Source organism: Halomonas sp. (genome assembly GCF_041689495.1).
Classification (GTDB): domain Bacteria; phylum Pseudomonadota; class Gammaproteobacteria; order Pseudomonadales; family Halomonadaceae; genus Halomonas.
In genome coordinates this window covers 1-11457 of sequence record NZ_JBDNGD010000511.1, presented here as the reverse complement: position 1 = coordinate 11457, position 11457 = coordinate 1, and the positions used below count along the sequence as shown (strand labels likewise).

At 66.3% G+C, this 11457-nt stretch carries 13 protein-coding genes, 1 tRNA gene and 1 pseudogene; 5 read left to right on the top strand and 10 right to left on the bottom strand.

All coding sequences use genetic code 11. From position 1 onward, the window contains the following. The first annotated feature begins 206 nt into the window (after nt 1-206). Entirely contained in the window at nt 207-464 is a 258-nt protein-coding gene (locus tag ACESMD_RS15215; protein WP_372614626.1) for a hypothetical protein, read from the top strand. A 122-nt stretch (nt 465-586) separates the two neighbouring features. Here the strand turns inward: ACESMD_RS15215 and ACESMD_RS15210 are convergent, their stop codons facing one another. Next, a complete protein-coding gene (locus tag ACESMD_RS15210; protein ID WP_372614624.1) occupies nt 587-1543 on the bottom strand; it encodes a hypothetical protein in 957 nt (318 codons plus the stop codon). Between the two features lie 114 nt (nt 1544-1657). Here ACESMD_RS15210 and ACESMD_RS15205 point away from each other — a divergent pair, with 114 nt between their 5' ends. Continuing rightward, nucleotides 1658-2011, top strand: a complete 354-nt coding sequence (locus ACESMD_RS15205) for a hypothetical protein (protein ID WP_372614622.1) — start codon at nt 1658-1660, stop codon at nt 2009-2011. A gap of 53 nt (nt 2012-2064) precedes the next feature. On the opposite strand, the pseudogene ACESMD_RS15200 reads toward ACESMD_RS15205, so the two are convergent. From ACESMD_RS15200 to bioB, 8 genes and pseudogenes are all read right to left on the bottom strand, one after another. After that, nucleotides 2065-2178: pseudogene (locus ACESMD_RS15200) on the bottom strand (helix-turn-helix domain-containing protein); the annotation flags it as partial. 21 nt (nt 2179-2199) lie between these two features. Continuing rightward, on the bottom strand, nt 2200-3480 hold the full coding sequence (gene bioA / locus ACESMD_RS15195) for an adenosylmethionine--8-amino-7-oxononanoate transaminase (protein WP_372614620.1): 1281 nt from the start codon (nt 3478-3480) through the stop codon (nt 2200-2202). 153 nt (nt 3481-3633) lie between these two features. Then, nucleotides 3634-3718, bottom strand: a tRNA-Leu gene (locus tag ACESMD_RS15190). A gap of 44 nt (nt 3719-3762) precedes the next feature. Beyond that, on the bottom strand, nt 3763-4479 hold the full coding sequence (gene bioD / locus ACESMD_RS15185; protein WP_372614618.1) for a dethiobiotin synthase: 717 nt from the start codon (nt 4477-4479) through the stop codon (nt 3763-3765). 1 nt (nt 4480) lies between these two features. After that, complete coding sequence (locus ACESMD_RS15180; RefSeq protein ID WP_372614616.1) at nt 4481-5281, bottom strand: malonyl-ACP O-methyltransferase; 801 nt, start codon at nt 5279-5281, stop codon at nt 4481-4483. Further along, the gene (locus ACESMD_RS15175; protein ID WP_372614614.1) at nt 5278-6024 is read right to left on the bottom strand and encodes an alpha/beta fold hydrolase; all 747 of its coding nucleotides are present in this window, start codon (nt 6022-6024) and stop codon (nt 5278-5280) included. Before ACESMD_RS15175 ends, ACESMD_RS15180 begins: the two co-directional genes overlap by 4 nt. Further along, complete coding sequence (bioF, locus tag ACESMD_RS15170; RefSeq protein ID WP_372614612.1) at nt 6021-7187, bottom strand: 8-amino-7-oxononanoate synthase; 1167 nt, start codon at nt 7185-7187, stop codon at nt 6021-6023. The genes ACESMD_RS15175 and bioF overlap by 4 nt, the downstream gene beginning before the upstream one ends. A 6-nt stretch (nt 7188-7193) precedes the next feature. Then, nucleotides 7194-8282 (bottom strand): biotin synthase BioB, encoded by a 1089-nt coding sequence (bioB, locus tag ACESMD_RS15165; protein WP_372614628.1) that lies wholly within the window; start codon nt 8280-8282, stop codon nt 7194-7196. A 170-nt stretch (nt 8283-8452) separates the two neighbouring features. On the opposite strand from bioB, the gene ACESMD_RS15160 reads away from it, so the two are divergent. After that, the gene (locus ACESMD_RS15160) at nt 8453-9079 is read left to right on the top strand and encodes a ComF family protein (protein ID WP_372614610.1); all 627 of its coding nucleotides are present in this window, start codon (nt 8453-8455) and stop codon (nt 9077-9079) included. A gap of 32 nt (nt 9080-9111) precedes the next feature. Then, nucleotides 9112-10095 (top strand): serine/threonine protein kinase, encoded by a 984-nt coding sequence (locus ACESMD_RS15155; protein WP_372614608.1) that lies wholly within the window; start codon nt 9112-9114, stop codon nt 10093-10095. A 33-nt stretch (nt 10096-10128) separates the two neighbouring features. On the opposite strand, the gene ACESMD_RS15150 is transcribed toward ACESMD_RS15155, so the two are convergent. Further along, nucleotides 10129-10680 (bottom strand): hypothetical protein, encoded by a 552-nt coding sequence (locus tag ACESMD_RS15150; RefSeq protein WP_372614606.1) that lies wholly within the window; start codon nt 10678-10680, stop codon nt 10129-10131. 244 nt (nt 10681-10924) lie between these two features. Between ACESMD_RS15150 and folE the strand changes: the two genes are divergently transcribed. Continuing rightward, nucleotides 10925-11457 (top strand): GTP cyclohydrolase I FolE (gene folE, locus ACESMD_RS15145; protein WP_372614604.1); only part of this gene is annotated, 533 nt, incomplete at its 3' end.

Here is an 11457-nt window from a genome sequence, read left to right as displayed (position 1 = left end):
CACTGTCGGTGACGGCAATACCCGCCGGTTGCGGGTTGATGACCGGAATGTTGCCGTTGTAGTAGGGATGATAGGCCGCGCAGAAGTCTCGGATGAAGCCCTCGAAGTCCTTCAGCCCGCCGGTGGACGGTGAGCAGGGAGACAGCGTCCACATCCACGGGTGGCTCGGCTGCCAGGCCGGCGCCGAGCTCGCGGGAGGAAATGTTATGACCCTCGAAGCGCATCACGATCTCGTCGTCTCGCGCCGCCCAGGCGACGATGCGGAGCAGGTCCGCCGGCATGTTGTAGGCCCACATGGACAGGGCGTGCGTGGACTGGCAGGTTGGGTAATTGCCCTGACCTACACCCAGTGGTCGGCCGAGCACATTGAGGACGTCAGCCAGCAGGAAGCATTCCGGAGAGCGATGGCTGCCAAAGACGGCCACGGTCTTCTCTGCTGCGGCATCGCACAACGACAGCCGTAACTGGCGCCACAACGACGGTGCTACCGGAGGCGAGTAAAGGACGCCTCGTTCGAGCATCATGGCGAGGCCGTAGGCCGCCTGGCTGGTTTCGGCAAAGAGGGCTTCATCGATCAGCGTATGGATCAGGTCGGGTAGCAGTGGAAGGCGTCTGCCCCCGTATGGCTCAGGCCCAGTGCCGTGGGGATCAGTTCGTTCCATCGGGTCCGCAGGTAACGGATGAAGCCCGGCATGTAGGGCGAGACCAGGCCGGTGCTGTGCATCGCCTGCGCGAAGCCGATAGCTTCCTGCAGCAGCGTCGCATCGTCCATGGCGGCGAGCCGCTCGGCGTAGACATCGAAGCCGGGGTCTTCGCGGCAGCCGTCGGTGGGACCGAAGACGGCATTGACGAGTTTACGGGCATCCTCCCCGGCCTCTCCCACGCTGGTGTCCGGCGAGTTCAGGCAGGCGGCGATCTGGGTCACCATGTGCTTGACGCCATCCACCTGTACCGGGCGTTGCTCGAGAATCCGCCAGACCTCGGCCACCAGGTGCTCGAGAAGATTCTCGTAGCCCAGGTGTTGCAGGAGGTAGTGATACAGGTTCTGGACGGCGTAGCCGAGCCTGTCGGGTCGCAGCCGATCGCTTTCGTTCAGGTCGCCGACCACCAGATCGAGGTTCATGGCCATCACCTGAGCGAGAAAGTGATGAGCGTGCTCCGCCGAGACCGAAGGGTGCGAATAGTCGCCCTTGGCAACAGCCAGCAGGCGAATCTGGCTCAGGCTTTCGACCAGGGTGGCGACCGGGTCGCCATGACGCATGGTACGGACGGCGAGCGAAGGCACCAGGGTCTGAGGATAATCCCAGTCACTGCCACGGAAGAACCCGGCGGCCTCGAGCGCCGGCACACGGGCGTAGAGTAGCTCCAGCCCCCCGGCATCGACCATTAGTGCCCGGGCCGGTTCGAGCACCTCGAATACCGGCGATACCTCCTCGATGGCATTGGCGGCGGCAAGCCGGGCGATTGCTGCGTCCAGCTGCGCTGCGAGCTCAGCCGAAGTGTCATCGTCATGGCGGACGGATTCATGTGTATCCATGCTCATCCGTTTACCATCCCTTCTATCTTGGAAGCTGTCAATTGCCACTGAATGGCAGCCCTTGGTAGGAGGACGCTGTCCTGTGCACACTGGCGCTTCACTTATCCGGAGGTATGGCAGATGAGCAATGGACCCTACTACCATGGCGAATGCCGGTGCGGGGCGGTCACCCTGATGCTGTGCGGCACGCCACTGGCCCTGGGGCGAGATTGCCGAGGCGAGGGCTTCAGTTTCTGGCCCCTCGACACCTTGCAGTTCGGCATGGGGCTGGAAGAGATCGTCGCGCGTGACGTGTCCGATCAGGAGCGTCGCCTGGCCTGTGGGCGCTGTGGCGAGACGCTGGTGGTGGAGCACGAGAGGGTCGGCGTCCTGGCGCTACCGGGTGACGTCTGTGATGTGGCGCCTGGCGAGGCGGCGGCTAAGGATCGGGTCCATGGGGAACTGCATGCCCTGGGGTATCACCTGGACGCTTGATCTCGGGGTCGTCGGTGGGCTCGATGCCCAGGCGGCGCGCCGAACTCGCCGGCTCATGATGGGGTCGGGTAGCCCAGGCTGTGCCGCAGCCGTTCGGCGTGCTTGGCCACCCAGTGCGGATCGATCGGTCCCCAGTCGTGGATCACATATCCACCGATGTTGTGACGTTCACCTTCGCCTTCCTCATCCTATCCGCCCCGGTCTTCGCGAAACCAGCCCTTCATGACGTCGGTGATGCGTCGCATCTCGGCCTCGGCGGTGATATAGGCTGGCATGGTGTATAGCCAGCGGCCGATGGGGCGTAGCCAGACCCCCTGTTCGCGGGCCCAGTCGGCCACCCCGGCGAGGGCGGCGGCATCACGGGTCTCGATCACCGCCGTGGCGCCCAGTACCCGCACGTCCGTCACCGCCTGGTGCGCGGAGAGTTCGGTGTCATCGAGCAGTGCCTCGCGCAACAATCGGTTGATCCCGGCGATGCGGCCCAGGTAGTCCTCCTCCTCGAACACCGCGAGGCTCTCGAGCGCCACGCGGCAGGCCAGTGGATTGCCCATGAAGGTGGGCCCATGCATAAAGGCATGCATCTCGCTATCGCCGATGAAGGCGTCATGCACGCGATCGGTGGCCAGGGTCGCAGCATGGCCGAGATAGCCGCCGGTGAGCCCCTTGGAGAGCACCATGATGTCCGGCGTGACCTCGGCATGGTCGGCGGCGAACAGCTTGCCCGTGCGGCCGAAGCCGGTGGCGACCTCGTCGAAGATCAGCAGCACATCGAACTCGTCGCAGAGCGCACGGGCGCCCCTGAGGTAGTGGGGTGAGGTCATGTTGAGCCCGCCGGCGGCCTGCAGCAGCGGCTCCATCAGCAGCGCCGCGATCTCCTGGTGGTGGGACTCCAGCACCTCGCGCAGGGCCTCGAGATCGGGTTGGGCCTCGGCCTCGTCAGCATCGAAGGGCGCCGTGGGGGCCGGGGCGAAGTGGTGGCGGGGCAGGTAGCCGGCGAACAGCGAGTGCATGCCTTCCTCGGGGTCGCAGACCGCCATGCAGCCGGCGGTGTCGCCGTGGTAGGCCTTCATCAGCGAGAGCAGGCGATGCTTGCCGGGCTTGCTGCGCAGGTAGTGAAACTGCACGGCCATCTTCATGGCGACCTCCATGCCCACCGAGCCGCTGTCGGAGTAGAAGACGTGGTTCAGGCCCTCGGGCGTCACACGCACCAGCGCCCGGGCCAGGCGGTCGGCGGGCTCGTGGGTCAGGCCCCCGAGCATCACATGGCAGAGCTCGTCGGCCTGCTGCTGGATGGCCTGGACAAGGCGAGGATGCCTATAGCCATGGATCATGCACCACCAGGAGCAGGTGGCGTCGAGCAGCGTTTCGCCGCCCTCCAGGGTGAAGGACGGACCCTCGCCGCCGATTACCCTGGGGGCCGGGCGCTGGGTCTTGAGATGGGCATAGGGGTGCCAGACGGGGGACGTCATGGAAGCCTCCGTGGGAACGGGGAAGTGGCGGGCGTGTTGTGAAGGATCAGTCGTGAAGACAAGGACCTAGGGAGATGAGAAGACGGGCGCGGGACATGGCCGCGCTTCCGCGAGGGAAGTCGGTGAATCGGTGTCGAGTCAGGGAAAACGAGATGGTGCGGATGAGAGGACTTGAACCTCCACGCCCGAAGGCACCAGGACCTAAACCTGGCGTGTCTACCAATTCCACCACATCCGCACGTACGGGCAAACGCCCACATTGTACGGACGGCCCTCGGCAAGTCAATCGACATCGGGCAGTTCCAGATGGTAGGCGGCGGCCTCGGCCAGCGCCTCGGGGCCAGCGGCGGTCAGCCTCGGCACCACACCCAGGCAGGGAGCGGGCAGGGTGGCCGACAGGGTCACCAGGTTGTCGCGGTAGAGCCCCTCGTCGGCGGCGAATGCCGGGGCAAGCAGGTTGCCTACCCAGGCGGCTAGCCGCTGGCCATCGGCGGCGATGGCCTCGGCGGTGAGCCGGGCGTGGCTGATGGTGCCAAGCCTGAGCCCCACCACCAAGATCACCGGCATCCCGAGATCTCCGGCGAGCGCCGAGAGGTCCTGGGTGTCGTTGAGGGGGACCCGCCAGCCGCCGGCGCCCTCGATCAGGGTGAGGTCGCGACCCAGGGCCAGCTGCGGGCGGATCTGCTGGAGCAGGTCTTCCAGACTGAGGGCGACCCCGGCCCGGCGGGCGGCCAGGTGGGGGGCGATGGCGGGTGCGAAGGCGAAGGGATTGATCGCCTGGTAGGACATGGCCGGCCGGCTCTGGGCCTGCAGGGCCAGGGCGTCGGTGTTACGCAGCGCCGTGGTGCCGTCACCCAGGGCGGCCGCCTCGCAGCCGGCAGCCACGGGCTTGAGGCCCAGGGTGGTCAGGTCATGGCGGCGTGCCAGGGCCAGCAGGCCGCTGGTGACCAGGGTCTTGCCGGCGTCGGTATCGGTGCCGGTGACGAAGAAGGCACTCATATCAGGCCTCCAGGTCCAGGGTCAGCAGTCGGTAGGTCACGGGCAGACCATCGGGCTCGCGCCAGGCTTCGAAGCGACGCACGGCCCTGGCCAGGTCGTCGCGGGTGAGCCTGGCCCCGGGGCGGCTGACCTGGGCGCCGATCCCCTTGATCGAGGCCATCACCGCGGCGAGGTCCGGGTAATGGAATCGCCGGATGCCGGGTTCTACCCGGAAACGGGAAAACCCCGCCAGCTGGGCGGCCGTCAAATGGCGGTCCCGGGAGCGGAAATCGAGCAGCGCGGCCGGTTGCCCTGGCCGTGACCAGGCGTGGCCGACCTCGGCCAGGGTCCCGGGGGCCAGAGTAGTGATGAGCGCCCGGCCGCCGGGGCGCAGCACGCGCCGAAGCTCCTTGAGCACCGTCTCGAGATCCGCACACCACTGGACGGCCAGGTTCGAAAAGATCAGGTCCTGGCTGTGCAAGGGCAGCGGCAGGGCGGCGGCATCGGCGCACAGCCATTGAACGCGGTCGCCATGGCGACGCTTGGCCACCTCGAGCATGCCAGGGGCGAGATCCAGGCCGGTGACCCTGCAACCGGCGCCGTATCGCTGGGCCAGCCGAGTGCTCCAGTGGCCTGGACCACAGCCCAGGTCGAGGGCCCGCGACGCTCGCTCGGGCAGCCGGTCCCAGAGGGCCTCACCCATGGCCTGCTGGGCACCGGCGCGCTGGAGGTAACCGTCGGCAGCCCGGGAGAAGGCTCGGGCCACCCGGCGCTGCCAGTCCCTTGCCTGGGCTTCCCGGTGGCGGGCGGGGCAGAGGCTCATGGTGAACATCGCTCGATTGTGGCCGTGTCGTCGTCGCGTTCGACCGCGTGTCGGACAATTTCGGCGAGTCGCCAGGCCAGGGCATCGGGTCGTGACAGCATCGGGCAGTGGCCGGCATCCCGCAGCCGGTAGTCGGCGCTCCGGCGCAGAGCGGGGCTGAGCAGTCGATCCCGCTCGCCAGCGAGACGCCAAAAGGGGCAGGGCGGCGCGGCCAGGTGATTGCCGTTGTCGAGCTCGGCGAGCTGGTCGAGTCCGGCGGCGAGGGTGGCGATGTCCGCCGAGGGCGTCGGCCCGAGCAGGTCGAGCAGCTGTCGCTGGGCGATGAGTGGGGCGGGTTCGCCCTGCAGTTGCCAGCGCAGAAAGTGCAGTCGGACGGCCTCGGGATCCCGGGCGAAGACGCGCTGGAAGGCGGCAAGCTCTCGACGGGAGATGCCGCCCTCGGTGCAGAAGCGAGGCCCCATGCCGATCGTCACCAGGGCTCGTGGGTGTGGCAGGTGGTCGAGCAGTGCCGTGGCCAGCAGTCCGCCCAGTGACCAGCCCACCCAGACGGCCTCCGCGGGGAGATCTCCCGCCATCGCCCGGGCCAGTTCCCCGATATCGCCGGGATCTTCCAGGGCAGGTTTTCCGCCATAGCCGGGCCAGTCCGGGGCGCTGACCTCGATGCCGGCCGGCCAGTGGCTTTCGAGTGTTTGCCAGATACGGGCGTCGATTCCCCAGCCGGAGAGCAGGATAAGATGACTCATGGGGTCACCGCTTCGCGGTGGCGACTGTCTTCTACCTGGAGGTCGGCCAGTGCCTGGAGCAGGGCGTCGAGGTCGCCTTCGCCGTGGGCTGCGCTCAGGGTGATGCGCAACCGTGCCTGGCCGCGGGGCACGGTGGGCTCGCGGATGGCGCCGACCAGCAGGCCACGCTCTCGAAGGCGCTCGGCCCAGCGCAAGGTCGCTTGGCTGTCGCCCAACATCAGCGGCTGGATCGACGTGGGGGAGTCGGCAAGGGGCAAGCCGAGCATGGCGGCCTCGGTGCGAAAACGCGCGATCAGGGCCGCCAGGTGCGTGCGCCGTTCGGGTTCGGTCTCAAGCAGCTCCAGGGCTTTCAGGGTGGCGGCGGCCACTCCGGGCGGCTGGGCGGTGGTATAAATGTAGGGACGGGCGAACTGGATCAGGTGCTCGATCAGTGCCTGGCTGCCGGCCACGAAGGCACCGGCAGACCCCAGCGCCTTGCCCAGGGTGCCGACCAGGATGGGAACCTGATCCATGCCATGGACGCGGCCCACACTGCCATCACCCCGGGCGCCCAGCACGCCCAGTCCGTGGGCGTCGTCGATCATCAGCCATGCGCCGTGACGGGCACTGGTCGTGGCAAGCCCCGCCACATCCGCCAGGTCACCGTCCATGCTGAAGACGCCGTCGCTGACCACCAGCTTGCGGGTCTCGCGGGAGCTGCGCCGGAGCAGGCGCTCGAGATCCCCGAGATCGCGATGGTGGAAGCGGCGAGAGCGGGCCTTTGCCAGGACGGCGCCGTCCAGCAGCGAGGCATGGTTGAGTCGGTCCTGGAAGACTGCTGTTCGGTCGTCGCAGAGTGCCTGGAGGCTGCCCAGGTTGGCCATGTAGCCGGTGGAGAAGAGCAGCGCCCGCGGCCGGCCGGTCAGTTCGGCGAGGCGCGCCTCCAGGGCCTGGTGTGCCGGCAGGTGCCCGCTGACCAGGTGCGAGGCCCGGGCACCGGCGCCGAAGCGTCGTGCCCCCTCCGCCTGGGCTTCGGCCAGTCGCGGGTCCCGGGCCAGGCCCAGGTAGTCGTTGCCGGCGAAGTCGATCAGCGCTGGGTCCAGGGTGCGGCGCTGTCGCCAGAGCCCACGGTGGCGATAGGCGTCGGCCCGCTCGGCCAGATGTCGGGTCCAGGCGTCCTGCATGGCCAGTTATACCCGGGTGGCGTCGTAATACCGATCGTCGGGCCGCTTCGCAGCCTGGCGCATCATGGCGGCCTCGAGGTCGGCCTGGTCCTGAACGTCGTGGGTGCGGGTCTCGGGATGCAGGCCGAGCTTGGCGAACAGGGCCTGGTCACGTTCCACCTCGGGATTGCCGGCGGTCAGCAGAGTGTCGCCATAGAAGATGGAGTTGGCCCCGGCGTGGAAGGCCAGTGCCTGGGTGGACTCGCTCATGGATTCGCGGCCGGCGGAGAGTCGCACATGGCTCTTCGGCATCAGCAGGCGGGCCACGGCGATGGCTCGGATGAATTCGATGGGGTCGAGATCCTCGACGTTTTCCAGCGGGGTGCCGGGAATCTTGATCAGCATGTTGATGGGGACCGATTCCGGGTGTGGGTCCAGCCTGGCCAACTGTTGGAGCAGGCCGGCACGGTCGGACGGCGCCTCACCCATGCCCAGGATCCCCCCGGCGCAGACCTTCATGCCGGCCTCGCGCACGCTGGCCAGGGTATCCAGGCGATCGGCATAGGTGCGGGTGGTGATGATCTTGCCGTAGTAGTCCGGCGAGGTATCCAGGTTGTGGTTGTAATAGTCGAGACCGGCATTGGAGAGGCGTTGTGCCTGGGCGGTATCCAGCATGCCCAGGGTCATGCAGGTCTCCAGGCCCAGGGCCTTGACCCGACGGACCATCTCCAGCACCAACTCCAGATCCCTGTCCCGGGGGCTGCGCCAGGCAGCGCCCATGCAGAAACGGCTGGCACCGGCATCGAGCGCTGCCCTGGCCTGTTCTACCACCTTCTCCACCTCCAGGAGCTTTTCCTTGCCAAGGCCGGTGTTGTAGTGGCCGGACTGGGGGCAGTACATGCAGTCCTCGGGGCAGGCGCCGGTCTTGATGGAGAGCAGGGTGGAAACCTGGACGGCATTGGGATCGAAGTGTTCCCGGTGAACCTGCTGGGCACGGAAGAGGAGGTCATTGAAGGGCAGGGCGAACAGGGCCTCGATCTCGTCGAGTCGCCAGTCATGGCGAATGCTCCCCAGGCCGGCTAGTGTCTGGGTATCGGTGCTGGGTGTTCGTGGCATTGAGGCCATGGGGAGACTCGCTTGTGGTAAACTTGATTGGATCATTGCGGTTGACGAACAGCTTAAGGGCTTATGTCCGCTTGTCAACTTCCTGGTTGCGTTGGGTTGACGAACGGCTGCGCCAGGCCTTGCCGGGTCGCTGCGCCTTCTGCCTTGACGAGGGGTGCAGAATGTATCCTTGGTGTGAGGACTGCTTTACGTCCCTGCCCTGGAACCTGCCGGCCTGTCCTCGCTGTGCCGAACCCCAGCCCGGACAGCTCAGGGCCAGGCGCTGCGGGCATTGCCTGCAATCACCGCCCGCCTTCGATCGTGCGCGTGTCCCGCTGCGCTATACCGAAGAGGTCGCTGCCCTCATGCAGGGCTTCAAGTTCCATGCCTCGCCGCGGGCCGGTACCGTGCTCCTGGAACTCTTGCTGGCCGGCTTGCCGGCAGCGTCGTGGGATTGGCCCGAGGCGGTGGTGGCGGTGCCCCTGCACCCAAGGCGTGCCCGGGAACGCGGATTCGATCAGGCGCAATGGCTGGCGCGACGCCTGGCGAGGCACCTGGAACGCCCCTTGATCCCTGCCGAACGGCTACGCAATACTCCGAGCCAGCGCGACCTGGCCCGCGCGGCACGTTTCACCAACCTGCGGCGTGCCTTTCGCGTGCCATCCCCCCTGCCTTCCCGCGTGGTCCTGCTGGATGATGTCATGACCACCGGCGCGACCCTGGACGCACTGGCAACCGCCTGTCGGAAGGCCGGTGCCGAGGAGATCGAGGCCTGGGCGATATCGCGTACGCCGCGTGACTCGCTCTGATAACATGAGTGTCTCGATGATCCGGAGTCCTCATGGAACGCAGACCACATCCCTTTGCCAGCCTGTCGCCCGCCCGGGTAGTGGCGGCGGTGGAGTCCCTGGGCTTCTGGCTGCCTGGAGAGCCCTTCACCCTGAACAGCTACGAGAACCGGGTCTACATGGTTCACGACGAGGACCGTCGTCGTTGGGTGGTCAAGTTCTATCGCCCCGAACGCTGGAGTGATGAGTGTATCCAGGAGGAACATGATTTCCTGGCCGAGCTGGAAGAGGCGGGAGCCGCGGTGGCCGCGCCCTGGCGCGATGAGGCGGGTGTCAGCCTGCATCGCGGCGAGGGCTTTCGCTTTGCGCTCTTTCCCCAGCTACCGGGCCAGGCGCCTGAGTTGGAGAATCCTGCCCATCTCTTCGTCCTGGGTGACGTGATCGGTTCGATTCATGCGGTGGGCGAGCGCAGGGGGTTTGTGCATCGCGCGACCCTGAATCTGGACGGGATGGTGATCGAGGCACGTGATCGGGTCCTGGGAAGTCACTGGCTGGAGCGGCGTCAGCGGCGCGCCTATGAACGGATCACCGCCGAGCTCCACGAGAGCCTGGCCTCCCATGCCTGGACGCCCGAGCGGTCGATGCGGGTGCATGGCGACTGTCATCTCGGCAATATCCTCGGGCGTGACGACCACTTCGCCCTGGTCGATTTCGATGACTGCCTGATGGCACCGGCCGTGCAGGACCTGTGGATGCTGTTTACCGCCCAGCAGGATGCCGAGCGGCAGATGCAGCTTTCCGAGGTCATCGAGGGCTATGAGCAGCACCGGGAGTTCGACCGCTCGGAGCTGTCGCTGGTCGAGCCGCTGAGGACGCTGCGATTGTTGCGTCATAGCGCCTGGCTGGTGGCTCGCTGGGAGGATCCCGCCTTTCCGCTGGCCTTTCCCTGGCTCGCGGATGCGGGGTATTGGGACAGTCACCTGCGCATGCTGGAGCAACAGAAGCTGGCGCTGGCGGCGAAGCCCTGGCTGGCATGACAGCGAGGCGCCGCCAGTCGCGGTGTTGGAGGCTTACCGATCGGGTTCGGGCCGATCGGCGGGAACCGGATTGGCGATGCCGGTGCCGGTGCCATCCGCCTGGCGGCGTTGCTCGTTGATGTGGGCCGAGGGGTTGTCCTGCTGCTCGATGGCCAAGGCGCTGGAGAGGCGCAACTCGAAGCCGCTATCCGGGCCCAGGGCGCAACGGCCTTCCTCACAGGCGCCGATGCCGTAGCTGCCGTCGGCACCATAGGCCGAGGCGGCGATTTCACCGCTGTAGATCTCGCTGTCGCCGTCGTCGGTCTCTATGCAGGTCAAGGCCTTGGTGGAAATGCGAACCCGCTCGCCATCGATCATGGCATCTCCGATCAGCACACAGAAAGTGGGCAACTGGTGGGAGCCACTGCCGTCGGCCACAGGCCGCATCGCGATATCATCCTGTCGTGGGGTGTCCTGATCGAGCTGGAGGCCCTCGATGACCTGGACTTCCACGCTGGCGTCGTCGGGTAGCGTGAGGGTCTCGGCCAACGCCAGTGAGGGAAGCAGCAGGAAGGGTGCCAGGAGTCGAAGGGGGAGCTTGGTCATGTCGGACTCTCGAGGATGCCTGGGGTTGGGGTACAGCGGGTTAACCGGTATTCCCGTCACTCTACCATAGCTGCCGAAAAGCAACAGCCGGGAAGCCGAGGCTCCCCGGCGCGACTTGATGTTACTGTTCGGCCTGCATGCCGACCGGGTGTAGGCTAGAATTGTATCTCAGAATGCCTCGACTATTGTACAGATCGCTATATATGTATTTGATTTGTACAAATTATCGCCCTGGAATCCCACGATGACCGATGAACTCGCCCAACACTATCGTCAGATCATTTCTCAACTGGGAGAAAACCCGGAACGGGAAGGGTTGCGCGACACGCCCATGCGGGCCGCCAAGGCCATGCAGTTCCTCAATCGTGGCTACCATCAGTCCCTCGAGGAGATCGTCAATGGGGCGGTCTTCGAGTCGGAAACCGACGAGATGGTTCTGGTCAAGGACATCGAGCTCTACTCCATGTGCGAACACCATCTGCTGCCCTTCATCGGCAAGTGTCACATCGCCTACCTGCCCAAGGGTCGGGTTCTGGGGCTTTCCAAGTTCGCCCGCATCGTCGACATGTATGCCCGACGCATGCAGATCCAGGAGAACCTGACTCGCCAGATCGCCGAGGCCGTTTCGCAGGTGACCGAGGCGAGCGGGGTAGCGGTAGTGATAGAGGCGCGTCATCTGTGCATGATGATGCGTGGTGTCGAGAAGCAGAATTCCAGCATGACCTCCTCGGTGATGCTCGGTGCCTTCCGCGAGAAACCCTCCACTCGCCAGGAATT